Genomic DNA, 25,325 nt, shown 5'->3' on the forward strand with positions numbered 1-25,325 from the left:
ACCTGTGTGACCAGGCCATCGACCGGGCCACCAACTGATGTGCGCTCAAAGCCGCTTGACCCCCTTGATGCGTCCCGCCCGGGCGACCCGCGCCTTGGCGGCCTTCACTCTGAGTCCGCCGCGCTGGCTGCCGATGCGCAGCCCGGTGCCCGAGGACAGCCAGCCCGCGGCGACGTCGGCCGACTTGCCGCCCGAGTTGGTCTCGGCGAGCGGGTCGTTCTCGGCGCGTCTGGCCAGGGCCATCAGCCCCGGGACCACGAAGGGGGCGAGCAGCAGGTCGTACAGGGCGGCGCTGAACAGCAGGCCGGAGAGGCCCACATGGCGGGCGGAGGTGTCGCCGACGAGGGCGCCGACTCCGGCGTACAGCAGGGTGGATCCGATCGCGGCGGCGACGACCACGGCCATCGGTCCGGTCGCGGACTTGAGCTGGCCGTTGTCGGGCTTCACCAGCCCGGCCAGGTAGCCGATGATGCACAGCACGAGCGCGTAGCGGCCGGCCGCGTGGTCGGCGGGCGGGGCGAGGTCGGCGAGCAGGCCGGCGCCGAAGCCGACGAGGGCGCCGCCGACATGGCCGTAGACCATGGCGAGGGCCAGCACGGTCAGCAGCAGCAGGTCGGGGACGGCGCCCGGGAGGTGGAGCCGGGCGAGGACGCTCACCTGGATCACCAGGGCGACGATCACCAGGGTGGTGGAGAGCAGCATCCGGTTGAAACGCATGGGGATTCGGCTCCTACTGCAGCTGGCCGTCGACGGGCACGTCCGCCGAGGGGGTGACCGTCACGGTCACCGTCGGCGTGGGCGTTGGCTTGGGTTTCGGCGGCAGCACGGCGTCGCGCGGGTCCTTGTCGGGGGTCTGCACGACGACACCGACGATGTCGAGCTTCGTGAACGAGACGAACGGCTTGACGTACAGGGTGCGGGTCAGGTCGCCGCCGGACGGGTCGACGCGGGAGACGACACCGACGGGTACGCCGGGCACGAAGGGCTTGTCGGCCTGCGAGCCGAAGGTGACCAGCCGGTCACCCTTGTTGATCTTGGCCTTGCCGTTGAGCAGCTCTACGCGCAGCGGCTGGTCGCCCTGTCCGGAGGCGAAGCCGAGTTCGTCGGTGGCCTCCATGCGGGTGCCGACGGTGAAGTCGGGGTCGTTGGCGAGCAGCACGGTGGCGGTGTTCGGGCCGACCGTGGTGACGCGCCCGACCAGGCCGTCTCCGTTGAGGACGGTCATGTCGCGGGTGATGCCGTCGCCGGAGCCCACGTCGATCGTCACGGTCCAGGAGAAGCCCTGGGCCGCTCCTATGGCGATGACCTCGGCGCCCTTGATGCCGTACTGTCCGGCGCCCGCCGTCTTCAGCATCTTGTCGAACTGCGCGAGACGGCTGCTGTTGCGGTCGTCGCTGCCGAGCTTCGCCTTCAGCGCCGCGTTGTCCTGTTCGAGCTGGGCGATGCGGTCGTGCCGCTCTCCGGAGTCGCGGACCGCCGCGATCGCGTTGCCGACGGGGTCGACCGCGGACGCCACCCCGTTCTCGATCGGGCCGAAGACCGTGGCGGCGGCCCCCCGGGCACCGTCGACCGGTGAATCCTCGCCACCGCGGATGTCCACCGTGATCAAAGCGAACGCGATGGCGATCAGCAGCACCAGGAGCAGCCGGCTCTCTCGTGTGTCCCTCACGTGCGGCGGCCGTGCCTTCCTACGTCGGAATGGTTCAGGAAAAGAGTTCGGGATGGGTCGAGGTCGGTCAGGGTGGGCCGGGATGCGTCAACAGGGGCGCACCCCGAGCAGAAATGCCAAGGGTGTTGAGGATGTTATGAGGGAGCTTATTCCTGAATATCAACGATCCGCCGTACGAGAAGGGTGCATCTCGTACGGCGGAATCGAAGAGTTACCTCATCTGCGCGGCTGGGCGTCCAGAACCTGCTGGAGTGCCTCGAACTCCTCGACGCACTTGCCGGCGCCGAGCGCCACGCTGTCCAGCGGGTCCTCCGCGATATGGATCGGCATACCCGTCTCGCGACGCAGCCGCTCGTCGAGACCGCGCAGCAGGGCTCCGCCGCCGGTCAGAACGATTCCGCGGTCCATCACGTCACCGGAGAGCTCCGGCGGGCACTTGTCGAGTGTCGTCTTCACGGCGTCGATGATCGCGTTGACCGGTTCTTCGATGGCCTTGCGCACTTCGGCCGCGGAGATGACGACGGTCTTGGGCAGCCCGGACACGAGGTCCCGGCCACGGATTTCGGTGTGTTCGTCATTGTCGAGGTCGTACGCCGAACCGATCGTGATCTTGATCTGTTCGGCAGTCCGCTCACCGAGAAGGAGCGAGTACTCCTTCTTGATGTGCTGGATGATCGCGTTGTCCAGCTCGTCGCCCGCGACGCGGATGGACTGGGCGGTGACGATGCCGCCGAGCGAGATGACCGCGACCTCCGTGGTGCCGCCGCCGATGTCCACCACCATGTTGCCCGTGGCCTCATGGACCGGCAGGCCGGAACCGATGGCCGCGGCCATGGGCTCCTCGATGATGTGCACCTGGCGCGCCCCGGCCTGGGACGACGCCTCGATGACGGCACGGCGCTCGACGCCCGTGATGCCCGAGGGCACACAGACGACGACACGGGGGCGGGCGAGGTAGCGCCGCTTGTGGATCTTCAGAATGAAGTAGCGGAGCATACGCTCGGTGATCTCGAAGTCGGCGATGACGCCGTCCCGCAACGGACGCACGGCAACGATGTTGCCGGGGGTCCGCCCGATCATCTTCTTCGCTTCCGCGCCGACCGCGAGAATGCCACCGGTGTTGGTGTTGATCGCGACGACGGACGGCTCGTTGAGTACGATCCCGCGACCCCTGACGTACACCAGCGTGTTGGCGGTCCCGAGGTCGACAGCCATGTCACGGCCGATGAACGACATTGAGTTCCCCATCAGGATTCGTCTGGCCTTCCCAAGTGGAGCTTTGACGGCTTTTTAGGACGGCGAGTTGGGTGCAGTGACGTGAAGGCTTACATCGTAGACGCGCCTGCACGAACACTGCGCGAGGGTCTTCGCCATTGTCAGCAGATGTGACGCCGCCCCGCTCCTGGAGACGGGCCATCGGGGGGACGCGTTCCCCCGATCGGCACGCATATGCCACGGGACGGCCGTAAATACACGGCCGTCCCAGGTCAGACATCCGAGTGGAGCTGACGCTCCATCAGAAAGATTCTCGAAATACTTACGGCCCGGAGCTCAGGATACTGACGGCCCGAAGCTCCGGCCCCGCCACTCGTTCAGCCGCGGCCGGGGAAGAAGATCTTCCTCAGCCGCGGCCGGGAAAGAAGATCTTCAGCTCGCGCTCGGCGGACTCCTCGGAGTCGGAGGCGTGGATCAGGTTCTCGCGGACGATCACACCGAAGTCGCCGCGGATGGAGCCCGGCGCGGCGGCGATCGGGTCGGTGGGACCAGCCAGTGCGCGCACGCCCTCGATGACCCGCTCGCCTTCGACGACGAGCGCCACGACCGGCCCGGACGCCATGAACTCCACCAGCGGCTCGTAGAAGGGCTTGCCCTTGTGCTCGCCGTAGTGCTGCTCCAGCGTGTCCTGGTCCAGCGTCCGCAGCTCCAGCGCGGTGATCTGCCAGCCGGCCTTGCGCTCGATACGGCTGATGATCTCGCCGGTCAGGCCGCGACGGACGGCGTCGGGCTTGAGAAGGACGAGGGTGCGCTGGCTCACTTGATGGCTCCTTCGATCACATGGTGTGCGAGGAACCGAGGCTACAGGGCGTGTCTGGGTAGGTGTTACGCAACGTCAGGTGATACGGGGGCACGCCGCCACCACTACGCCGCGTGACCCCCCGGTTGCCCCTGCGCCGGGTCCTGCGCCTGCGCCGCGAACCGGGCCTTGGCCTCGTCGATCTGCCGCCCGTAGTGGATCGACGCCCACCACAAGGCGGCGAAGATCAGCCCGAGGATGAACATCGACGGCACGAAGAAACCACTGGCGATCAGCGCGATCTGCAGGGCCCAGCCGAGCTGCAGGCCACCCGGCCGGGTGATCACGCCGCAGAGCAGGATGCTCAGCGCCATCAGGATCCCGCTGACCGTCCACACCGTGGAGGTCGCCAGATCGGGGTCCTTCATCGCGACCAGCGCGGCGAACCCGATGACGAAGAACTCACCGATCAGAGTCGAAGCACAGAGCGTACGCACAGCCGTCATCCCCTCCCCAACAGCAGCCGGGCCTCGCCGACGGTGATGACGGAGCCAGTGACCAGCACACCGCTGCCGGCGTACTCGCCCTCTTCCTCGGCCAGCGTGATCGCGGCCTCCAGGGCGTCGTCGAGCCGCGGCTCCACCTGCACCCGGTCGTCGCCGAAGACCTCGACGGCGATCCCCGCCAGTTCGTCCGCGTCCATCGCGCGCTGACTGGAGTTCTGCGTGACGACGACTTCGGCGAGGATCGGCTCGAAGGCCTCCAGCAGCCCTCGCACGTTCTTGTCGGCGCTGGCGCCCACGACGCCGATGAGCCGGCTGAAGTCGAAGGCGTCCGGGATCGCCTCGGCGGTGGCACGGGCGCCCGCCGGGTTGTGCGCCGCGTCCAGCACGACCGTCGGGGACCGTCGTACGACCTCCATACGGCCCGGAGAGGCGACGGCCGCGAACGCCTTGCGGACCGTGTCCAGGTCGAGCGGGTCGGGGCGCTGGGCGCCGACGCCGAAGAACGCCTCGACGGCGGCGAGCGCCACGGCAGCGTTGTGCGCCTGGTAGGGGCCGTGCAGCGGGAGATAGATCTCGTCGTACTCGCCGCCGAGGCCGCGCAGCGTGAGGAGCTGTCCGCCGACGGCGACGTTTCGGGACACGACGCCGAACTCGAGACCCTCCCGGGCCACGGTCGCGTCGGCCTCCACGGCCTTCTTCAGCAGCACCTGCGAAGCGTCCACCGGCTGCTGGGCCAGGATCACGGTGGCGTTCTGCTTGATGATCCCGGACTTCTCCACCGCGATCTCACCGGGCGTCTCGCCGAGCCGGTCGGTGTGGTCGAGGTCGATCGGGGTGATCACGGCGACGTCGGCGTCGATGACGTTCGTGGCGTCCCAGGTGCCGCCCAGGCCCACTTCCACGACGGCGACATCGACGGGCGCGTCCGCGAACGCGGCGTACGCCATTCCCGTGAGCACCTCGAAGAACGACAGCCGGAACTCCTGCTGAGCGTCGACCATCTCGACGTACGGCTTGATGTCGTTGTACGTCTCGATGAACCGCTCGGCGGAGATCGGCACCCCGTCGAGGCTGATCCGCTCGGTGACCGACTGCACGTGGGGGCTGGTGTACCGGCCGGTGCGCAGGTCGAAGGCGCCGAGCAGGGCCTCGATCATGCGGGCCGTGGACGTCTTGCCGTTCGTCCCCGTGATGTGGATCGACGGGTACGCCCGCTGCGGGTCCCCCAGGACGTCCACCAGCGCGGCGATGCGGCTGACCGACGGCTCCATCTTCGTCTCGCCCCAGCGGGTCGCGAGCTCGGCCTCCACCTCGCGGAGTGCCTTGTCGGTCTCGGGGTCGGCCGGCCGGCCGGGTACGTCGGCCTCCGGGCCGCCGACGCCCTGCGTGCGCAGGGTTCGGCTGCCGGCCTCGATCACCGCGAGATCGGGGTCACGGCCGGTCTCGGCCTCGACGATCTCCTCGAAGAGCCCGAGGGGATCCTGGGGTTCGGACTCGCTGCTGTCGTGCGGGGGGAGCTGGCTCACGGGGCCAGTCTACGGAGCGGTTGAATGCTCTCCGGCTCGGGCAAGAGTTTCAGCCCGTCCGGCGTTTGAGGACGAGCGCGTTCAGCGCGATAGGGGGTCTGGGGGCGGAGCCCCCAGGTACGGGACGGGCAGGGGCGGAGGGGGCGAAAAACCACCCCACCCCACCCCGCCCCCGGTCACGCCTCCGGCAGTCGCTCCAGCTGCTCCTTGATCCGGGCGATGTCCTCGTCCGCCTTGGCGAGGCGGGTGCGGATCTTCTCGACCACCTGGTCCGGCGCCTTGGCGAGGAACGCTTCGTTGCCGAGCTTCCCGTGCGCCTGCGCCTTCTCCTTCTCGGCGGCGGCGAGGTCCTTGGCGAGCCGCTTGCGCTCCGCGCCGACATCGATCGTGCCGGAGAGGTCGAGCGCGACGACGGCGCCGCCGACCGGCAGGGTCGCCGTGGCGGAGAAGCCCTCGCCCTCCGGCTGGAGACGCAGCAGCTGCCGGATGGCGGCCTCGTGCGGGGCCAGCGCGGTCCCGTCGAGCGTCAGCCGGGCCGGAACACGCTGCCCCGGCTGCAGCCCCTGATCGGCACGGAAACGCCGCACCTCGGTGATGACCTGCTGGAGCGTCTCGATCTCCCGCTCGGCGGCGTCGTCACGGAAGCCGCTGTCTTTCGGCCACTCGGCGACCACGACGGACTCACCGCCCGTGAGAGTGGTCCAGAGCGTCTCCGTCACGAACGGGACGACCGGGTGGAGGAGCCGAAGCGTCACGTCCAGGACCTCACCGAGGACCCGGCCGGACACCTTCGCCGGCTCGCCGCCCGCCATGAACGTCGTTTTCGACAGCTCGACGTACCAGTCGAAGACCTCGTCCCACGCGAAGTGGTAGAGCGAGTCGGACAGCTTCGCGAACTGGAAGTCGTCGTAGAGCGCGTCGACTTCGGAGACGGTCTTGTTCAGCCGGGACAGGATCCACCGGTCGGTCGCCGACAGCTTCGACGGCTCGGGCAGCGGGCCCTGAACTGTCGCGCCGTTCATCAGCGCGAAGCGCGTGGCGTTCCAGATCTTGTTGGCGAAGTTCCGGGAGGCCTGCACCCAGTCTTCGCCGATCGGCACGTCGGTGCCGGGGTTGGCGCCGCGGGCGAGGGTGAAGCGGACGGCGTCGGAGCCGTACTTGTCCATCCAGTCGAGCGGGTCGACGACGTTGCCGAAGGACTTCGACATCTTCTTGCCGCGCTCGTCGCGGACCAGGCCGGTGAGCGCGATGGTCTTGAAGGGGGCCTCGCCGTCCATCGCGTACAGGCCGAACATCATCATCCGGGCGACCCAGAAGAAGATGATGTCGTGGCCGGTGAGGAGGACGTCGGTCGAGTAGAACTTCTGCAGGTCCGGGGTCTGTTCGGGCCAGCCGAGCGTGGAGAACGGCCACAGGCCGGACGAGAACCAGGTGTCGAGGACATCGGTGTCCTGCGTCCAGCCCTCGCCGCTCGGCGGCTCCTCGTCGGGGCCGACGCAGACGACCTCGCCGTCAGGGCCGTACCAGATGGGGATCCGGTGGCCCCACCACAACTGCCGTGAGATGCACCAGTCGTTGAGGTTGTCGACCCAGTCGAAGTAGCGCTTCGACATGTCGGCGGGGTGGATCGCGACGCGGCCGTCGCGGACGGCGTCGCCGGCGGCCTTGGCCAGCGGGCCGACCTTGACCCACCACTGCATGGACAGGCGCGGCTCGACGGTCGTGCGGCAGCGCGAGCAGTGGCCCACCGAGTGGACGTACGGACGCTTCTCGGCGACGATCCGGCCCTGCGAGCGGAGCGCGCCGACGATGGCCGAGCGGGCCTCGAAGCGGTCGAGTCCCTGGAAGGGGCCGTGGACGGTGATGACCGCCCGCTCGTCCATGACGGTGATCGACTCCAGGCCGTGGCGCTGGCCGATGGCGAAGTCGTTCGGGTCGTGGGCGGGGGTGACCTTGACGGCGCCGGTGCCGAACTCGGGGTCGACGTGCGTGTCCGCGACGACGGGGATGGTGCGGTCGGTCAGCGGCAGCTTGATCCGCTTGCCGACGAGGTGCTTGTAGCGCTCGTCGTCGGGGTGAACGGCGACGGCGGTGTCACCGAGCATCGTCTCGGCGCGGGTGGTCGCGACCACGAGGGTCTCGTCGCCCTCCCCGTACTTGATCGAGACGAGCTCGCCGTCGTCCTCCTGGTACTCGACCTCGATGTCGGAGATGGCGGTCAGACATCGGGGACACCAGTTGATGATGCGCTCGGCGCGGTAGATCAGCTCGTCGTCGTACAGCTTCTTGAAGATGGTCTGGACGGCCTGCGACAGACCCTCGTCCATGGTGAACCGCTCACGCGACCAGTCCACGCCGTCCCCGAGCCGGCGCATCTGCCCGAGGATCTTGCCGCCATACTCTTCCTTCCACTGCCAGACGCGCTCGACGAACGCCTCACGGCCGAGGTCCTGCCGCGACTTGCCCTCCTCGGCGAGCTGCTGCTCGACCTTGTTCTGGGTGGCGATACCGGCGTGGTCCATCCCCGGCAGCCACAGCGCCTCGAAGCCCTGCATGCGCTTACGGCGCGTCAGCGCGTCCATCAGCGTGTGCTGGAAGGCGTGGCCCAGGTGCAGCGACCCGGTGACGTTCGGCGGGGGGATGACGATCGTGTACGGGGGCTTGTCGCTCTTCGCATCGGCGGCGAAGTAACCCCGCTCGACCCAGCGCTCGTACAGCTTCCCCTCTACCTCGGCCGGCGCGTACTGGGTCGGCAGGTCGGAGGTGGGCGCGGGTGGCTGCTGCTGAGCGTTGTCGGTCACGGGGTCAGTTTAGAGGCGTCACAGGGGTGTCCCGAAACGCGTTTACTTCGTAACGGTGCGGCCCCCGAGGACCTGGCTGTCTGACCTGTACGCGAGGATGTCAGGAACACATAAGCATCTGGAGGGGGAACCCAGGAATGAGCTACAACCAGCCGGGCCCGTACGGCGGGCAGCCGCAGCAGCCCGGACCGTACGGTCAGCCGGGCGGTCAGCCGGGCCCCTACGGCCAGCAGCCCCAGCAGCCGCAGGCGGCCCCCCAGCCCGGTTATGGCTACCCGCAGCAGGCTCCCCCCGCTCAGCCCGGCTACGGCTACCCCCAGCAGGGTGCCCCGGGCGTCCCGCCGCAGACCCCGCCCTACGGCCAGGCCCCGTACGGCCAGCAGCCCTACGGCGCCCCGCAGCCGCCCCCGCCGGGCGGCGGCGGCAAGAAGACGGGCCTCATCATCGGCGCGGTGGCCGTCGTGGCCGCGATCGCCGTGGGCGCGTATCTGGTCATCGGCGGCGGCAGCGGCGGTAGTTCGGATGTCGCGGACGACGGGGCGCACAAGCTGACTACTCCGGCGACGGTACTCAACGGTGAGTACAAGAAGGCCGATGACGCCGACAGCGGCGGCTTCGACGAGAGCGACGTCAAGGACGCCGAGAAGCACGGCGTCAAGGGTGCCAAGGATGTCCACGCGGGTTACCAGGCCGGGGACGAGGGCAACCCGCTGGCCATGCAGATGGTCAACTTCATGGGCGTATACGGAGAGATCGAAGACCCGGAGAAGGTCGTCGACGCCATGTTCGCAGACATGAAGGACGGCGCCGCGGAGAACCCGGACGAGGGCCAGGCCGTGGGCAGCCCGAAGAGCTACACGCCCAGCGGTCTCGACGGCGCGGTCCTGAAGTGCCAGGAGACCAAGATCACCGACACCGAGTCGTCCGGCGACGCGGCCTCCGGTCCCTCGGAGATCAGCATGCCGGTGTGCATCTGGGGTGACCACAGCACGCTCGGCGTCATCATCAACATCGACATGGCCAGCGCCATGGCGGGCAAGAGCGCCGACCTCGAGGCAGCCGCCGAGCTCACGGCCAAGTTCCGCAAGGACGTGCGGGTGAAGATCTGACCTCGGCACGTCAACCACGAAGGGGCCCCGGTCAGTTGACCGGGGCCCCTTCGTCGTACGGGATCTGGCTACGCCGTCTTCTGCTCGCCCGGACCGCGTCCGCGCGCATCCCGCGGGATCAGCGTCGGGTTCACGTTCGAGCGGACGACGTCCGAGGTGATGACGACGCGGGCCACGTCCTTGCGGGACGGGACCTCGTACATCACGGACATGAGGACTTCCTCCATGATGGCGCGCAGCCCGCGGGCGCCGGTCTGGCGGAGGATGGCCTGGTCGGCGATGGCTTCGAGGGCCTCGCGCTCGAAGTCCAGCTCCACACCGTCGAGTTCGAAGAGGCGCTGGTACTGCTTCACCAGTGCGTTGCGGGGCTCGACGAGGATCTGGAGAAGGGCCTCGCGGTCCAGGTTGTGGACCGAGGTGATGACGGGTAGACGGCCGATGAACTCGGGGATCATGCCGAACTTGACCAGGTCCTCGGGCATGACGTCCTCGAACTGGTCCTTGGCTTCGAGTTCACGCTTGGAGCGGATCGTCGCGCCGAAGCCGATGCCCTTGGCTCCCGCCCGCGACTCGATGAGCTTCTCCAGACCCGAGAAGGCGCCGCCCACGATGAACAGCACGTTCGTCGTGTCGATCTGGATGAACTCCTGGTGCGGGTGCTTGCGTCCGCCCTGCGGCGGGACCGAGGCCGTGGTGCCCTCGAGGATCTTCAGCAGGGCCTGCTGGACACCTTCGCCGGACACATCGCGGGTGATCGAGGGGTTCTCGCTCTTCCGCGCGACCTTGTCGATCTCATCGATGTAGATGATGCCGGTCTCGGCCTTTTTGACGTCGTAGTCCGCTGCCTGGATGAGCTTCAGCAGAATGTTCTCGACGTCCTCGCCGACATACCCCGCCTCCGTCAGCGCCGTCGCGTCGGCGATGGCGAACGGGACGTTCAGCATGCGGGCCAGGGTCTGGGCGAGGAGTGTCTTGCCCGAACCCGTCGGGCCGAGAAGCAGGATGTTGGACTTCGCCAACTCGATGGCGTCCTCGCGGTTCTGCCCCGCGCTGTTCTCACCGGCCTGGACGCGCTTGTAGTGGTTGTACACCGCGACCGAGAGCGCCTTCTTGGCCGGCTCCTGGCCTACGACGTACCCCTCGAGGAACTCGTAGATCTCGCGGGGCTTGGGGAGTTCCTCCCAGCGCACCTCGCTCGTCTCCGCCAGTTCTTCCTCGATGATCTCGTTGCAGAGATCGATGCACTCGTCGCAGATGTACACACCAGGGCCTGCGATGAGCTTCTTGACCTGCTTCTGGCTCTTGCCACAGAACGAGCACTTGAGCAGATCGCCGCCGTCACCGATGCGTGCCACGGTGTGCTTCCCCTTCGCCTGGGAGACGCCTAGGTCCAGCGGCTCCTGGTGCTGCCTTATGTCCGACGGTACCTTGCCGAGCCCCCCGTTCGGGCCCCCCTTGGCGCGGTTCACTTTGTCGTGAACCGCGCCAAGGAGCGGCAGATGCTACAGGGATACGTCAGACGACCGCGTTGTTGTTCATCTTCCGGGTGGAGATGATCTGGTCGATCAGGCCGTACGCCAGCGCGTCCTCAGCCGTGAGGATCTTGTCGCGCTCGATGTCCTCGCGGATCTTCTCGATCGGCGTGGTCGAGTGCTTGGCCAGCATGTCTTCCAGCTGCGCACGCATCCGGAGGATTTCGTTCGCAGCGATTTCGAGGTCGGAGACCTGCCCGCGGCCGGTCTCACTGTAAGGCTGGTGGATCAGAACGCGCGCATTGGGAAGAGCCATACGCTTGCCCGGCGTACCGGCGGCCAGCAGGATCGCGGCGGCCGAGGCGGCCTGACCCATGCAGACCGTCTGGACGTCCGGCTTCACGAACTGCATCGTGTCGTAGATGGCCGTGAGCGCCGTGAATGAGCCACCGGGGCTGTTGATGTAGACCGAGATGTCACGGTCGGGGTCCATCGACTCCAGGCACAGGAGCTGCGCCATGACGTCGTTGGCGGAGGCGTCGTCGATCTGCACGCCGAGGAAGATCACGCGCTCCTCGAACAGCTTCGCGTACGGGTCGTACTCACGCACGCCCTGCGAGGTGCGCTCGACGAAGCGCGGGATGACGTAGCGGGACTCCGCGCGAGGACCGGTGTACTCGGCCTGCGTGCGGGCGAAGAGGCCGCTGCCGGGGAAGTCGTTCACTGTGTCTCCTGAAGAGCCTGAAAAGGGCTGTGGCGGTCGGCTGAAGGCGCTGGGGCGCCTGCGCCACCCCTGGGGGCGGTGAGAGGCCCGCGCCGCCCTGAGGGGCGCTGTGGGGCTTACGCCGCCCCGGTACCGCCGCCGCCCGGCATGGCGGACGCGGTGGGCATGATGTCGTCGATGAGGCCGTACTCCTTGGCCTCCACCGGGTCGAACCAACGGTCGCGGTCCGAGTCGCGGGTGACCTGCTCCACGGTCTGGCCGGTGTGGAACGCGGTCAGCTCCGCCATCCGCTTCTTGGTGTGCAGCAGCCGCTCGGCGTGGATCTTGATGTCCGACGCGGAGCCGGCGAGGCCGGCCGAGGGCTGGTGGATCAGGATCTCGGCGTTCGGCAGCGCGAAGCGCTTGCCGGGGGTGCCGGCGCTGAGCAGGAACTGGCCCATCGAGGCCGCCATGCCCATGGCGATCGTCACCACATCGTTCTTGATGTACTGCATGGTGTCGTAGATCGCCATACCGGCAGTGATCGAGCCGCCGGGGCTGTTGATGTAGAGGTAGATGTCCTTCTCCGGGTCGGAGGCAAGGAGCAGCAACTGCGCGGTGATCTTGTTGGCGATGTCGTCGTCGACCGCCTGGCCGAGGAAGATGATCCGCTCGCCGAGCAGCCGGTTGTAGACCTGGTCACCGAGGCCACCACCGATAGGGTCGCCGGCAGCTGTGGGCATCAGATTCGTCACGTATCCACCTGCTCGTCTTACGACGGCGCCGGGCCGTCTCACGTCTTCGGCTGGGGCGTGGGACCCCGGTACACACCGCCATGGGAGCGGCTGTACACCGCCTCCGGGCGGCTTCGGGGACTCCCCTGCCCTCGTCTTCATGGACCCTAACGCGCGGGTCCCTCCGGGGAATCCCGGAGGGGGAACTGTTCGCTGTGAGCGCATGCGCGGCGCTGGCTTGAGCAGGGGTTCAGCGGGGCTTTCTCAGGGGTGCGGCTCCCTTCGCCCGTAAAGCCGCGGACGCGTCCGCCATGGACGGCTCGTCGGCGGGCGCGGCTTGTCGTGGGTTGCTCGGGCAGTTCCCCGCGCCCCCAAAGACCGACGGGCCCCCGGGGGCAGGAAGTCCCCGGGGGCCCGTCGTGGCGTACAAGGCGAGGCGGTCAGGCCTCGGTCTTCTCGGCACCGGCGCCCTCGACGGACTCGGCGGCTTCCTCAGCGGGAGCGTCCTCGTCCTCGTCGTCCAGGTCGACGATCTCGCCGTTGGTGTCCTTGACGACGGCGGCCTCGACGACGACCGCGAGGGCCTTGCCGCGGGCGACCTCGCCGACCAGCATCGGGACCTGGCCGCCTTCGACGACGGCCTGGGCGAACTGGTCGGGGGACATGCCGGAGGAGGCCGCGCGCCGCATGAGGTGCTCGGTGAGCTCCTCCTGGTTGACGTTCAGCTTCTCCTTGTTGACGAGCTCGTCCAGGACGAACTGCGTCTTGATGCCCTTGACCGCGGCTTCCTCGGTCTCGGCGTCGAACTCCTCGGCCGTCTTGCCCTGGATCTCGAGGTACTTCTCGAGGTCGAGGCCCATCTGGCCGAGCTGGTGGTGCTCGAGGTTGTGCTTACGGGTGTTGATCTCGTCCGCGAGCAGCTTCTCGGGGACCGGGACCTCGACCAGCTCGAGCAGCTTCTCCAGGACGCGCTCCTGGGCCTGCGTGGCCTGGTCGTACTGCTTCATGTTCTCCAGGCGCTTGCGGCTGTCCGCCTTGAGCTCCTCGATGGTGTCGAACTCGGAGGCGAGCTGCGCGAAGTCGTCGTCCAGCTCGGGCAGTTCGCGCGCGGCGACCTGGGACACCTTGACGGTGACCTCGGCCTCCTTGCCGGCCGCCGAGCCGCCCTTGAGCTCGGAGGCGAAGGTGGCCTCGCCACCGGCCTCCAGGCCCTTCACGGCCTCGTCGATGCCGTCGAGCAGCTCGCCGGAACCGATGGTGTACGAGACGTCGGAGGCGATGCCGTCCTCCAGCACCTCGCCGTCGACCTTGGCCTCCAGGTCGAGGGTGACGACGTCGCCGTCCTGGGCGGCGCGCTCGACCGGGGAGGTCGAGGCGAAGCGCTCGCGCAGCTCGGTGACGGCCTTCTCGACGTCCTCGTCGCTGACCTCGACGGCGTCGACCTCGACCTCGATGCCGGAGTAGTCCGGGATCTCGATGGACGGGCGGACATCGACCTCAGCGGTGAAGTTCAGCGTTTCGCCGTCCTTCAGCTCGGTGATGTCGACCTCGGGCTGGCCGAGGACGTTCAACTCAGCCTCGTTGACCGCTTCGGTGTAGAACTTCGGGAGCGCGTCGTTGACGGCCTCCTCCAGCACGGCGCCGCGACCGAACCGCTGGTCGATGACGCGCGCCGGGATCTTGCCCTTCCGGAACCCCTTCACCGTGACCTGCTGGTTGATCTTCTTGTACGCCGCGTCGAGGCTGTCCTTGAGCTCCTCGAAGGGCACCTCGATGCTGAGCCGAACCCGAGTCGGGTTCAGGGTCTCCACGGCGCTCTTCACGGTTCGGTCTCCTTGTGGCTGACTTCTTGGGGGTTCTGCTGCGTGCTGCTGCCGAGTCGGGCAGAGCCTTGGGCGGATTCGCGGCCCTTGAGAGACGTCGTAACAATGCAGACACACGGGCACGCAGCTTGCATAGTAACCGCAGGCGGTACACGCCCCAAAAGGTGATCTTGGCGATCGTCCGGCACGGTGGCCGCACGGTGGTCGGGGTGGCGGGATTTGAACCCACGGCCTTCCGCTCCCAAAGCGGACGCGCTACCAAGCTGCGCCACACCCCGTCTGGTGCGACACGTAAGATACATGCCCCAGGCGGGTACGGCTGCCGCATTTCGGGAGCGTGCACGGGGCACGTAACGGGATGTGCGGCCAGCGGGTGCGACCCGCTACGATGCCTTCTGTGCCGCGGTCACTGACCTGCGGTGCGTCCCTTGCGGGCGTAGCTCAATGGTAGAGCCCTAGTCTTCCAAACTAGCTACGCGGGTTCGATTCCCGTCGCCCGCTCCAAATGACGTAGGGCCAGGCCAGAGGTTCAATCCTCCGCCTGGCCCTTGTCGTTGCCGGGAACTCCGTTCAGTCCGCCGTGTCCCCCGCGTGCCCCTTGGGCTTTCGATCTTGCTTCTTCGGCTTCCTGGCGCCCTTCCGGCCCTTCTTCACCAGACCGCTCACCGCGTCTGCGATCAGGCGATCGCGATCGGCGCTCGCGTGCTGGTAGATCAGCGCGGCACGGGCGGTGCTGTGGCCCATGCGGGACATCAGCTCCCTTGTGCTCGCGCCCGTGGACGCGGCAAGAGTGTTACCAGTGTGCCGAAGATCTCTGCCAAGCCCAGTGCATCGTTGACACCGTCAATCTGTACGAAGACGCCGAAGGGCTGTCGACCGATGGCCTTGCCACTCACGGTGGCGCCGACGGGCAGGGCGGCCTTCGTTGCTGGCCACGCACGTCGTATGTCCTCCGGCCTCGGATCACCGACACCCTTCGGCCACGTGTACCCCGTCATGCGCCACATCCCCCGGCGATCGTGAACTTGAACCTCTGGCCTCATCCTTATCAGGTCGATCGAGGTGGTCTCTCGACCCTGATGAACGTCCGCTGAGCCCTGGTCCTGCTGCCGCTGAGGTTCACCGTTGATCGGCAACGTACGCCCGTGTTGGTGTCAGCCGCTGGTGTCAGACGACGCAGGCGCCCTTGACAGTTCGGTCCGCTCGGCCGTCACGAGGTAGCCGGTGAACTCGACGTGTGGGCGATTCGCTGCCCGTCCGTCCCCTTCTCGGACCCCTACCAATTCGGTTGTGCCTGGTACCGGATGCCGTACGTTCGACGTGCTGCCTAGAGGGACTTCGTACCTACAGTGCACCTCCGTGATAGTCAGCACCCGCAACCGGGTTGGCGCATGCTCGCCTTCCCCGCCGTGATGCTCTTCGCAAAAGTCGATCTCCGCAGCACGTTCGCTGCCAACGAGGTCGGCGTAATCCTCGGGATCGACTTCCAGCAGGTGCCAGGAGACGACATCCCCCGGCGTGAAGTTCTCCCCGCAGCACTGGATCTGCCAGTCATCGACCCAAATCGTCAACGTCATGCGGTCATTGTCCGTAGGGTGTCCTGCGCTCACCAGGGGTTTTGCTCGCACCCTCTGCACAGACCTCAACCCACCGCTCTCCCCTGCTCGGCTCTGCCTGGGGCGACGGTGAACGGGATGGGAGCCACCACGCTCGCCACGATGTGCCCGCGGCCGGGAACGGCGCCCCCTCCCACCCGGTGCCGGCCGATCCCCCGCCGGAGGCATGTCCTTGACCGTGGGCCGCATGCGTTGGGGCGCTCGCCTCATGCCTCCGGGCCTATCCGCAGTGGGCGGGCGTCGGCGCAGCCGGGGCGGAGCGGGCCGACGGCAGGAGCGGCGCCCCGAGCGGAGCCGGGAGCCCGCCCGGCGGAGCGGAGCGCAGCCGGGGCTTGATGAGGTAGAGAAACCTGTAACAGCTCCGGCCCGCGTCATGCTATAAAACTGCCGATCATCGTTGACACCTGGGTCTCTGATCACTACGGAGATCCACATGTCGAAGACCATCCCCACCACCCCGCCGCTTGACCGTGAGACCAAGCGGCGCCTGGCGGTCATACGCCACGTCGAAGAAGTCAGCGGCAACGTCGCAATGTCCTGCCGGTACTTCGGGATCAGCAGGCAGGCGTACTACACCTGGTACCGGCGCCACCAGGCCGAGGGCGTCGAGGGCCTGCGCACCCGCTCCAAGGCTCCCAAGCACAGTCCCAACGCGACGCACGTCGAGATCGTCGGGAAGATCATCTATCTGCGGCAGAACTACCACTTCGGCCCCGAGAAGATCGCCATGTACCTCAAGCGGTACCACGACGTCACCATCAGCAAGTCCGGCGTCTGGCGGATCCTCAACCGGCTGGACATGGGCCGCCTGCCGGCCTCCCAGCGTTACAAGCGCCACGACCGCAGATGGAAGCGGTACGAGAAGCAACTACCCGGCCACCGCGTCCAGATCGACGTGAAGTTCATCGAGCCCCTCGCATCGATGCCGCAGGGGCGCCGCGGCGGGCGCAACAAGTACTTCCAGTTCACCGCGATCGACGACTGCACCAGGCTGCGCGTGCTGCGGATCTATCCGACGCTGAACCAGGCCACCGCGATCCAGTTCCTCGACTACGTCGTCCAACGCCTGCCGTTCCAGGTCGAGGTCATCCAGACCGACAACGGCGCCGAGTTCCAGTCCGCCTTCCACTGGCACGCGCTCGACAAGGGCATCGCCCACGCCTACATCAAGCCGCGAACACCTCGCCTGAACGGCAAGGTCGAACGCTCCCACCGCATCGACGCCGAGGAGTTCTACCGACTCCTCGACGGCGTCATCATCGACGACGCCGAGGTCTTCAACGACAAGCTGCGCGAGTGGGAGGACTACTACAACTACCATCGCCCGCACGGCGGCCTCGGCGGCCAGACCCCCTACGAACGCCTCAAGCAGAAGACCACGGCCCAGGCGTAATCGGTGATCGTCAGTTGCACAGGCGGAGGCGCTCATACGCCTCGATCACGTCGGCCGGTACGCGCTGGCGGATCATGAATCCCTGCTCCGGGTAGACCATCAGACGCTGTAGCGCACCCACGAGCATGTCGATCACGAGACGCGCGTCTCCGATGGAGTCGACGTAGTCGTCGAGCGTCATCGGCGTAGAAGCGCTGACGATCTCGACTTCGGGCCAGAGCTTGCGTGTGGTGGCGTACGCCCGGCGCTCCTCATACGGCTTGCTGATCAGCAGGACGGAGGAGACATCAACGCTGGCTTCCCTCAGCAAGTCGCGCGAGAAGCGGATGTTCTCCCCGGTGTTGCGGGCACGCGGCTCCACGAGCACGGCCGAACTGGGTACACCAAGTTCGAGTGCCCGTTCCCGGTAGTGGACAGCTTCCCCGCGGGGCATGCGGTCCCGAGTCGTGGGGCTGGTGGCTCCGGTGAACAGCAGCAGTGGTGCCATGTCGCGCTTGTAGAGGTCCACTGCCGTATCGGCAACCCCGAGGTCATGACTGCCGAGTCCGATGGCGACCGAGCAGGGCCGGGGGTAGTGGCCCATCTGGTGGTAGTCCCACACGCGCCGGGCATCCGCCCAATCCTGCGTCGAGATCACTTTTGCTGCCCTTCCTCGTCCCTTGCCGAATCCGGCACCTTGAAGTCGTACGCCCAGGCGAAGCGCGATGCCGCGTGCACCCCGATGGCGAATTCAACGACTGTGCCAAAGGCCGTATCGGTCGTCCTATGCAGCTCGACGACCGGTTCGCCAGCGGGCAGTTGGAGGAGCTTCACCTCATCCGTTGTGGCGGCACGGGCAAAGAGTTCCTCCTTCATGTGATCGATCTCGTAACCCGCGTCCTACAGCACGCGAAATCCACCGCCTCGGCCGGCCGGTCCAGGCGTCGGGTCCGTAGTGGCGTGCGCGGGGTGCTCCCATCCCGTCCACCGTCGCCCCAGGCAGAGCCGAGCAGACGCGGCCCATGGCGTCCAGGTCGTTCGTACAGTGGCGCGCTCCACCTGGACGCCGTGAACCACACCCGCTCCACGGTGTGTGGGTCGACGGCGGACGGGATGGGAGCTGGGGAGAGTGGTGGGTGAAGGGAGATCGTAGACTCCGGCCTGTGCTCGCCTTTCAAGACAAGCTCAAGCGTGCCTTCTGGTCCATAGATCGGATGCTCGGCGGACAGCAGCCACCGACTCGATCCCAGCGGTTCTCCGCTCGCCATCCGCTCGGTATCGGCCTATGCACCGCAGTACCGATCGCGGTCTTCGGCACGGCGGTCGCGCTCGGGGACCATGGATCATTGGGCGAGGTGTTGATTTCGGGAGGCTTGGGCGCAGCTCTGGGGGCTGTCTTCGGGTTGACGGCCTTGGGAGAGCGTTACAGACAGCGCCGCCTCCAACGTCTGGGCCTTTGGAACGCCTTCTCCGGCGATCGTTCAAGCGGCGGTTAGAGGCGCCCGCTCGGCGCCAACGCTTGTCAAGACCGTATGGAGCGGTTGACACCAGCGGTTGACACCAACAAGCGCGAACGGCGGCGGTCAGCACTGGACCTCAGGGGACGATCGATCCAGGGGCAGCACTCGTTGACGGACGTTGCTGCACCCCCATGATCGACCTGATAAGGATGAGGCCAGAGGTTCAAGTTCACGATCGCCGGGGGATGTGGCGCATGACGGGGTACACGTGGCCGAAGGGTGTCGGTGATCCGAGGCCGGAGGACATACGACGTGCGTGGCCAGCAACGAAGGCCGCCCTGCCCGTCGGCGCCACCGTGAGTGGCAAGGTCATCGGTCGACAGCCCTTCGGCGTCTTCGTACAGATTGACGGTGTCAACGATGCACTGGGCTTGGCAGAGATCTTCGGCACACCGCCTGGAACCGTCCCTCCGCCGCTGGGCTTCATGATCAGTGGGCATGTAGTCGCGCACGCCGACCACAACTGCCAGGTCAGGCTCAAGCTCAACGACTGGGGCGACGAGCACGCAGTCCTGCCGCTGGAACCCAACGAGCGTCTTGCCAACCGTGAAGCTCTGAGCGGCTTTCTAAGGCGTCTTCGGCAGGACTTCGAGGCGAGCGGCGACCAGTGGGAGAACCGGACGCTGGACAGCTCCCTGGAGGCTCTGGAAGCGTGGGTGGGCGACGCCCCGGGGTGGTACGCGAACCACGGCCAAGAGCTACCGGCCGACGGTGACTGGACGTTCATAGCTCGGGCCCTGAGCGCAGCGCGGTTCTACGAGTAACGACGTGCCCCCTGCGTGCCCGATGGGGAAGCGGCCAACGGGGAGCAGAGTCTCGGCGAACGGTCCGAGAACACGCAGGTCAGCGTCTCGCCAGCTCAGCCCGGATCCGCATACGCGATCTTCCAAACTAGCTACGCGGGTTCGATTCCCGTCGCCCGCTCTGCGCAGTCACTTGGGGCCTGGTTCCACGGAATCGGGCCCCAAGTGCGTTCTCAGGCGTTGTGCCTGCATCCCGTTCGGGCCCTGTGACATCCAGGCATGGCGGAGCCTCCGCGGCCCGACGTTCGTCGCGGGGCGCTCTCGCCGGGCGCGGCAGTGCGCTCAGAACTGGATCGAGTTGATGGTCTCCGCAACCGAGTTCAGGAACCGTTGGATGTCGTCCGCCATGCCTGTGGAGGCGAGGAAGAAGCCGAAGAGCACGGCTACCACCGCCGGCCCTCCCTTGATCGATCCACCCCGTATCAACACCACCAGGACGATCCCCAACAGCAGCACCACTGACAGCGAAATGGCCACAACTGATCACACCCTACGGTCGGTCCGCTCTCCCGGCCCGGGGGTGCAGCCCCGCACACCCCCGCCAGAACCATCGTGCCACCAACCCGGCTCCCGTATGCCGCGGGTGACGCATCGTCGGCTACGGCCACATGAGCCCCACACCGCCGTTGCCCCTCCGGCCGGGTGAACTGCGGTGCTGCGCACTGCAATTCGAAGGTACGTCCTCACGGGAAATTAACGGCGATCGTTGCCATGTCCACACACCCTGTTCGCAGGCAATTCGAATTGTTGTCACAGGAGCATCGAAGGTGACACAGAGAAGCTGATAAAGACTGACTAACCGGACATACCTCCGGAGTCCGCCGCGTACCTTATGCACCATTTAGTCGGGATGAATGCGGACAGAACGGCCGTATGCGGTAAGCGACTCGGTATACGGGAACACTGGCGAACGAGACAGCGGCCCTCCTCGATTCCCGGGTACTCGCAGGCAATAGCCAGGAATGCCATCGACGGTTTTACGAGGACGTATGGAAAACGCTAGGGTGCCTCAGATGTTCCACGCCGCCACGTCCCCCGTATGCGCAGCGAGGTCACGAGACGTCTCCCCGGATTTTCGGCCGGAGGAACTGTGACGAACTCGCTACGACCGCAAGGCCCCCATGGATCCCCACTCGCCCCGTCGCAGCAGCCTGCGCGGGGAGTTCCGGGCCCCCGCTCGTCCAAGAGCGCGAAGGCGGCCATCGGTGCCGTCGGCCCGGGTGCCTCGTCCACCAGGCCCGCCAAGCAGCGCGACGCGTTCTTCGACAACGCCAAGTACCTGGCGATCGTGCTCGTGGCCGTGGGCCACGCGTGGGAGCCTGTGAAGGGCCAGAGCCGTGGTCTCGAAGCGCTGTACACGGTCGTGTACGCCTTCCACATGCCGGCCTTCATCCTCATCTCCGGCTACTTCTCCCGCAGTTTCGACATGCGCGCCGACCGGCTCAAGCGGCTGGTGACCGGTGTCGCCGTGCCGTACATCGTCTTCGAATTGGCCTACTCCCTCTTCGCGCGCTGGGCCGACCACGATCCCGGTCAGGCGATCAGCCTGCTCGACCCCCTGTACCTCACCTGGTTCCTGGCCGCGCTGTTCGTCTGGCGGCTGACGACACCGCTGTGGAAGCTGGTGCGGTGGCCGCTCCCGCTCGCCGTCGTCATCGCCATGCTCGCGAGCGTGTCACCGGAGATCGGTGACGATCTGGACCTCCAGCGCGTGCTGCAGTTCCTGCCGTTCTTCGTCCTGGGCCTGTACATGAAGCCGGAGTACTTCCAGCTGGTGCGCCGCCGCGAGGTCCGGATCCTGTCGGTGCCGGTCTTGGCGGCCGCGCTGGTCGTGGGCTACTGGGCGGTGCCGCGGATGAACACGGCCTGGTTCTACCACCGTGACAGCGCACAGCAGTTGGGGTCGCCGTGGTGGGCCGGTCCTGTCATGACGCTCGCCCTCTTCGGCTGCTCGCTGCTGCTCACCGCGTGCTTCTTCTCCTGGGTGCCGCGTCGCAAGGTCTGGTTCACGGCGCTCGGCGCGGGCACGCTGTACGGCTACCTGCTGCACGGTTTCCTGGTCAAGGGCGGTGACTACTGGGGCTGGTTCGACCATGACTGGCTGCACGGGCCGCTCGGGCAGGCCTTGGTGACGCTCCTCGCGGCCGTGGGCGTCACGCTGCTGTGCACGCCGCCCGTCCGGCGCGTCTTCCGCTTCGCGATGGAGCCCGGTATGGGGTGGGCGTTCAAGCGGGATGCTGCGGAACTTGCGCGTGAGCGGGCCGGCGTGGGCAAGGCGTAACCCCTCAGCGGGACTTCCCCGAGGGCTACGGCCATTTCCGCGCTCAGGGAGCGAGGCCCAGTAGCGCGCGCATCGAGCCGTACTTCTTCGTCAGGCGGGCTCTGGTGTGTTCGTCGAGGACCGCGAGCCGGGCCGGGTCGGCGTTGTGCGCCAGGTCCGAGGCCTTGACCAGGAGGGCGCCCGGGGTCGTGCGGATACGTTTCGCGTACGACTCCGGGGGCTCGCCGTCCCGCTTGGTGAGCGCCAGCACGATGGCCTTCGTGCGGTTCGTGAGCGCGGCCTCGGTCAGCCACTCCTCCGAGAGCGCGTCGTCCTCGACCGCGTCGTGCAGCCAGGCTGCCGCTATCTGCTCGTCGTCGCCGCCGCGTTCGCGGACGCCCTCCGCCACGGCCTGGAGGTGCTCGGCGTAGGGGCGGCCCGCCTTGTCGGTCTGGGCGGCGTGCGCCTCACGGGCGAGGGCTTCGACTTCAGCCAGGGTCAGGAGAGTTCGCGTCACGGGAACAGTGTCGCCCCATGTGGCGTGGCGTGGGGGCGGACGGTGTGGTCGTCGCGCCTGGTTTTCGCCCCCGCCGCCCCTACCCGTCCCTTGCTTCCTGGGGGCTGCCGCCCCCAGACCCCGGCTGTCGGCCTGAACGGCCTCGTCCTCAAACGCCGGACGGGCTGAAAACCTCCAGACTGGGCCGGAGTGAAGGGGCTTCAGATGATCGCCGCGGCCGCCGTCGTTCCGCCCTCGCGGCAGATCAGGAGTAGAGCCCTGTCGTCGTTCACGTCCTTGGCCACCGCTTCGATGAGGTGCCAGGCGGCTCCGTGGAAGCCGCCGGCGACGTAGCGGTCGGCTTCGCCGGTGAGGCGGTCGATGCCCTCCACGATGTCGCGCTCGGAGGTTTCGACGAGGCCGTCGGTGAAGAGCATCAGGACGTCGCCGGGGCGCAGGGAGCCCTTGACGGGGTCGAACTGGGCACCGTCGTACACCCCGAGGAGCGGGCCTTCGGCGGCCTTCTCCTCCCAGCGGCCGTTGCCCGCGCTGAGCTGGAGACCGGGCGGGTGTCCGGCGGAGAAGAGTTCGTAGTCGCCCGAGTCCAGGTCGAGGACGAGGTGGATCGACGTGGCGAAGCCCTCGTCCCAGTCCTGGCGGAGGAGATAGCCGTTCGCGGCGGGGAGGAAGGCGTGCGGGGGGAGGGAGCCGAGCAGGCCGCCGAAGGCTCCGGACAGGAGCAGTGCGCGCGAGCCGGCGTCCATGCCCTTGCCCGAGACGTCGGTCAGGACGACCTCCATGGTCCGGCCGCCGTTCGTACGGGCCGCCACCACGAAGTCGCCTGAGAACGACTGCCCGCCGGCCGGCCGAAGCGCCATCTCCCGGTGCCAGCCCAGCGGCAGCTGCGGCAGCTTGCTCTGCACCCGGATCCGTTCGCGCAGGTCGAAGAGCATGGTGCCGCCGCGTCGCCACGGGACGCCCACCCGGCTGCGGAACTGGGCGATCAGCAGACCGAAGAAGCCACAGGCCGCGACGACCAGGACCACACCCGGCGTGACGCGGGAGGGACCCTCCGTGTACGGGCCGAGCTGCACGGACTCCACTATCAGGGCGGTGGCTGCCGCCGCGTACAGGCCCAGCAGGCTGGCGGGGCGCAGCAGCAGGCCGCCCGCCACGATCGGGAGGACCAGGGCCGCGGGTGAGCACCACACGGAGTTGACCATCGTGGTGGCCGCGATCACCGGAATCGTCAGCAGCAGACCGGCGAGCGCGATCCAGTCGGAACCGTCACCCCGGAAGTAGTCCACGGCGGATCTGCGCAGGCCGGTGCGGACCCGGTGTACCTGCTTCTTCAACCGGGCCGTGAACGTATCGGCTTCAGCGCGCCGCTCTCGTCCTGCTGCCATTAGTTCGGGACCTTATCCATCGGACCAGGTGCTTGGCACGGGAGGTCCCACTTGTCCCCCGTCCGAGCGCTCAACTTCACAGAGAAATCCACAGAAGACGTCCAGTGAACGTCCAGGCGGACGTCACGGAAGACCTCATGGAAGACGTCACACAGGGCCCCGCACAAGGCGTCCGCGCGGTGGGAGGAAATTCCCTCGCTCGTACCGCATTGCCCTGGTAGGCATGGTCTATGACGACTGACGTGCGGGTACTTCGGCAGACCGAGTGGGACGCGTGGTACGACAACCTGGTCCGCGCCTTCGGCGGAGTGCCGGAGCCGTCCGAGGAACGCGCACTGGACAACGCGCTCACAGAGTACGACCGTTCCATCGGGATCTGGGACGGTGACCAGGTGGTGGGCACCGCGGGCGCGTTCAGCTTCCGGGTCACGGTGCCGGGTGGCGCCTCCGTACCGGCCGCGGGCATCACCATGGTGAGCGTGGCGGCCACCCACCGGCGGCGCGGGCTGCTGCGGTCCATGATGCGGCGCCAGCTGGACGACATCCGCGGCTGGGGCGAACCCCTCGCGGTGCTGACCGCCTCGGAGCCGGCGATCTACGGCCGGTTCGGCTACGGCATCGCGACGGAGCAGCTCAACGCCGAGATCGACACCAGCCGCGTACGACTGTCCGTTCCGCCCGGCACCGACGACGTACGTCTGCGGTACGCGGCACCGGCCGACGTGCTCGACGCGTGCGAGGCGGTGTACGCGCGGCTGGTGCCGGGGCGTCCAGGCATGCTGGCGCGGCAGCCCGGCTGGGAGCGCATCCAGGTGCTCGACCCGGAGGAACACCGGCATGGCGCGTCGCCTCTGCAGTGCGTGGTCGCCGAGCGGGACGACGAGGTCGTCGGCTATGCCCGGTTCCGCGTAAAGTCCGAATACGGCCATTCCGGGCACGACGATGTGGTGCGGCTGGAGGACCTGGAGGGTCTCGACCTCGCGGCGCGGGCGGCGCTGTGGCGGTTCCTCTTCGATCTCGACCTGGCGTCCTCGCTCCATACCCGCGGCCGGCCCGTCGACGAGGACTGGCAGTATCTGGTGTCCGACATCCGCCGCTGCAACCTGAAGCTGAAGGACGCGCTGCACCTACGGCTCGTCGAGGTCGGCGCCGCGCTCGAGGCGCGGACCTACCAGACGCCGGTGGACCTGGTGTTCGAGGTCGAGGACGCGTTCTGCCCCTGGAACGAGGGGCGTTGGCGGCTCTCGGGTGACGCGAAGGGCGCGTCCTGCGTGCGTACGGAGGATCCGGCCGATCTCGCCCTGTCCGTACGGGAGTTGGGGGCGGCGTATCTGGGTGGGGTGTCGCTGGCCTCGCTCGGGGCGGCGGGGCGGGTGCGGGAGTTGCGGCAGGGGGCGCTGGCCGAGGCCTCGGTGGCGTTCTCCTCGACTGTCGCGCCTTGGCTGCCGCACGGGTTCTAGGACGGGTCCTGGGTCTGCCGGCCCTGGGTCTGCCG

The 25,325-nt window shown here is 67.6% G+C and carries 22 protein-coding genes, 2 tRNA genes and 1 pseudogene; 6 read left to right on the forward strand and 19 right to left on the reverse strand.

Features of this window, described 5'->3' with window-relative positions:
* Positions 1-45: 45 nt before the first annotated feature.
* The 7 genes from mreD to ACFVKT_RS17690 all read right to left on the reverse strand — a co-directional run bounded on the left by mreD (position 46) and on the right by ACFVKT_RS17690 (position 8,516).
* Positions 46-717: a rod shape-determining protein MreD gene (gene mreD / locus ACFVKT_RS17660; protein ID WP_385732370.1), complete on the reverse strand. Its 672-nt coding sequence runs from the start codon at positions 715-717 to the stop codon at positions 46-48.
* Between the two features lie 13 nt (positions 718-730).
* Positions 731-1,669 (reverse strand): rod shape-determining protein MreC, encoded by a 939-nt coding sequence (mreC, locus tag ACFVKT_RS17665; RefSeq protein WP_385732372.1) that lies wholly within the window; start codon positions 1,667-1,669, stop codon positions 731-733.
* A 216-nt stretch (positions 1,670-1,885) separates the two neighbouring features.
* Complete coding sequence (locus ACFVKT_RS17670) at positions 1,886-2,905, reverse strand: rod shape-determining protein (RefSeq protein WP_164369335.1); 1,020 nt, start codon at positions 2,903-2,905, stop codon at positions 1,886-1,888.
* A 385-nt stretch (positions 2,906-3,290) separates the two neighbouring features.
* Positions 3,291-3,704 carry a nucleoside-diphosphate kinase gene (gene ndk / locus ACFVKT_RS17675; RefSeq protein ID WP_365441692.1) on the reverse strand — a complete coding sequence of 138 codons (414 nt, stop codon included), beginning with the start codon at positions 3,702-3,704 and terminating at the stop codon, positions 3,291-3,293.
* A gap of 104 nt (positions 3,705-3,808) precedes the next feature.
* Positions 3,809-4,180, reverse strand: a complete 372-nt coding sequence (locus tag ACFVKT_RS17680; RefSeq protein ID WP_385733154.1) for a DUF4233 domain-containing protein — start codon at positions 4,178-4,180, stop codon at positions 3,809-3,811.
* 5 nt (positions 4,181-4,185) lie between these two features.
* On the reverse strand, positions 4,186-5,715 hold the full coding sequence (locus ACFVKT_RS17685) for a bifunctional folylpolyglutamate synthase/dihydrofolate synthase (RefSeq protein ID WP_385732374.1): 1,530 nt from the start codon (positions 5,713-5,715) through the stop codon (positions 4,186-4,188).
* Positions 5,716-5,891: 176 nt separating this feature from the next.
* Positions 5,892-8,516 carry a valine--tRNA ligase gene (locus tag ACFVKT_RS17690; RefSeq protein WP_385732376.1) on the reverse strand — a complete coding sequence of 875 codons (2,625 nt, stop codon included), beginning with the start codon at positions 8,514-8,516 and terminating at the stop codon, positions 5,892-5,894.
* A gap of 137 nt (positions 8,517-8,653) precedes the next feature.
* On the opposite strand from ACFVKT_RS17690, the gene ACFVKT_RS17695 reads away from it, so the two are divergent.
* Positions 8,654-9,625 (forward strand): hypothetical protein, encoded by a 972-nt coding sequence (locus tag ACFVKT_RS17695; protein ID WP_385732379.1) that lies wholly within the window; start codon positions 8,654-8,656, stop codon positions 9,623-9,625.
* Positions 9,626-9,693: 68 nt separating this feature from the next.
* Here the strand turns inward: ACFVKT_RS17695 and clpX are convergent, their stop codons facing one another.
* The 5 genes from clpX to ACFVKT_RS17720 form a co-directional block, all read right to left on the reverse strand.
* Positions 9,694-10,980 carry an ATP-dependent Clp protease ATP-binding subunit ClpX gene (clpX, locus tag ACFVKT_RS17700; RefSeq protein ID WP_385732381.1) on the reverse strand — a complete coding sequence of 429 codons (1,287 nt, stop codon included), beginning with the start codon at positions 10,978-10,980 and terminating at the stop codon, positions 9,694-9,696.
* A gap of 160 nt (positions 10,981-11,140) precedes the next feature.
* Positions 11,141-11,821, reverse strand: coding sequence for an ATP-dependent Clp protease proteolytic subunit (locus tag ACFVKT_RS17705; RefSeq protein WP_384468206.1), 681 nt, complete (start codon positions 11,819-11,821; stop codon positions 11,141-11,143).
* 116 nt (positions 11,822-11,937) lie between these two features.
* On the reverse strand, positions 11,938-12,543 hold the full coding sequence (locus ACFVKT_RS17710; RefSeq protein ID WP_385733156.1) for an ATP-dependent Clp protease proteolytic subunit: 606 nt from the start codon (positions 12,541-12,543) through the stop codon (positions 11,938-11,940).
* A 431-nt stretch (positions 12,544-12,974) separates the two neighbouring features.
* Positions 12,975-14,357, reverse strand: coding sequence for a trigger factor (tig, locus tag ACFVKT_RS17715; RefSeq protein ID WP_385732384.1), 1,383 nt, complete (start codon positions 14,355-14,357; stop codon positions 12,975-12,977).
* A 201-nt stretch (positions 14,358-14,558) separates the two neighbouring features.
* Positions 14,559-14,635: transfer RNA gene (locus ACFVKT_RS17720), tRNA-Pro, on the reverse strand.
* Between the two features lie 152 nt (positions 14,636-14,787).
* Between ACFVKT_RS17720 and ACFVKT_RS17725 the strand changes: the two genes are divergently transcribed.
* Positions 14,788-14,861: transfer RNA gene (locus ACFVKT_RS17725), tRNA-Gly, on the forward strand.
* Between the two features lie 66 nt (positions 14,862-14,927).
* Here the strand turns inward: ACFVKT_RS17725 and ACFVKT_RS17730 are convergent.
* Together ACFVKT_RS17730 and ACFVKT_RS17735 are read right to left on the reverse strand one after the other, a co-directional pair.
* Positions 14,928-15,101, reverse strand: coding sequence for an integrase (locus ACFVKT_RS17730; RefSeq protein ID WP_385732386.1), 174 nt, complete (start codon positions 15,099-15,101; stop codon positions 14,928-14,930).
* Between the two features lie 410 nt (positions 15,102-15,511).
* Positions 15,512-15,934 (reverse strand): DUF6578 domain-containing protein, encoded by a 423-nt coding sequence (locus ACFVKT_RS17735; RefSeq protein ID WP_385732388.1) that lies wholly within the window; start codon positions 15,932-15,934, stop codon positions 15,512-15,514.
* 472 nt (positions 15,935-16,406) lie between these two features.
* On the opposite strand from ACFVKT_RS17735, the gene ACFVKT_RS17740 reads away from it, so the two are divergent.
* The gene (locus tag ACFVKT_RS17740; RefSeq protein ID WP_385732390.1) at positions 16,407-17,366 is read left to right on the forward strand and encodes an IS481 family transposase; all 960 of its coding nucleotides are present in this window, start codon (positions 16,407-16,409) and stop codon (positions 17,364-17,366) included.
* A gap of 10 nt (positions 17,367-17,376) precedes the next feature.
* Here ACFVKT_RS17740 and ACFVKT_RS17745 read toward each other — a convergent pair whose 3' ends face one another.
* Together ACFVKT_RS17745 and ACFVKT_RS17750 are read right to left on the reverse strand one after the other, a co-directional pair.
* On the reverse strand, positions 17,377-18,003 hold the full coding sequence (locus ACFVKT_RS17745) for a YdcF family protein (protein WP_385732392.1): 627 nt from the start codon (positions 18,001-18,003) through the stop codon (positions 17,377-17,379).
* A pseudogene (locus ACFVKT_RS17750) lies at positions 18,000-18,299 on the reverse strand (UTRA domain-containing protein); the annotation flags it as partial. The pseudogene ACFVKT_RS17750 and the gene ACFVKT_RS17745, both read right to left, overlap by 4 nt.
* Before the next feature lie 697 nt (positions 18,300-18,996).
* Here ACFVKT_RS17750 and ACFVKT_RS17755 point away from each other — a divergent pair.
* A complete protein-coding gene (locus tag ACFVKT_RS17755; protein WP_385732394.1) occupies positions 18,997-19,629 on the forward strand; it encodes a hypothetical protein in 633 nt (210 codons plus the stop codon).
* 321 nt (positions 19,630-19,950) lie between these two features.
* Here ACFVKT_RS17755 and ACFVKT_RS17760 read toward each other — a convergent pair whose 3' ends face one another.
* Positions 19,951-20,145: a hypothetical protein gene (locus ACFVKT_RS17760; protein ID WP_055611884.1), complete on the reverse strand. Its 195-nt coding sequence runs from the start codon at positions 20,143-20,145 to the stop codon at positions 19,951-19,953.
* Between the two features lie 613 nt (positions 20,146-20,758).
* Here ACFVKT_RS17760 and ACFVKT_RS17765 point away from each other — a divergent pair.
* Positions 20,759-21,949, forward strand: coding sequence for an acyltransferase family protein (locus tag ACFVKT_RS17765; RefSeq protein ID WP_385732397.1), 1,191 nt, complete (start codon positions 20,759-20,761; stop codon positions 21,947-21,949).
* A 43-nt stretch (positions 21,950-21,992) separates the two neighbouring features.
* Here ACFVKT_RS17765 and ACFVKT_RS17770 read toward each other — a convergent pair whose 3' ends face one another.
* Both ACFVKT_RS17770 and ACFVKT_RS17775 read right to left on the reverse strand, forming a co-directional pair.
* A complete protein-coding gene (locus ACFVKT_RS17770; protein WP_385732398.1) occupies positions 21,993-22,445 on the reverse strand; it encodes an HD domain-containing protein in 453 nt (150 codons plus the stop codon).
* A gap of 200 nt (positions 22,446-22,645) precedes the next feature.
* Positions 22,646-23,830 (reverse strand): PP2C family protein-serine/threonine phosphatase, encoded by a 1,185-nt coding sequence (locus ACFVKT_RS17775; RefSeq protein ID WP_385732400.1) that lies wholly within the window; start codon positions 23,828-23,830, stop codon positions 22,646-22,648.
* Between the two features lie 230 nt (positions 23,831-24,060).
* Between ACFVKT_RS17775 and ACFVKT_RS17780 the strand changes: the two genes are divergently transcribed.
* Positions 24,061-25,290 (forward strand): GNAT family N-acetyltransferase, encoded by a 1,230-nt coding sequence (locus tag ACFVKT_RS17780; RefSeq protein WP_385732402.1) that lies wholly within the window; start codon positions 24,061-24,063, stop codon positions 25,288-25,290.
* The last annotated feature ends 35 nt before the right edge of the window (positions 25,291-25,325 follow it).

Origin of the sequence: Streptomyces sp. NPDC127595, from assembly GCF_042671685.1 — a bacterium.
Lineage (GTDB): Bacteria > Actinomycetota > Actinomycetes > Streptomycetales > Streptomycetaceae > Streptomyces.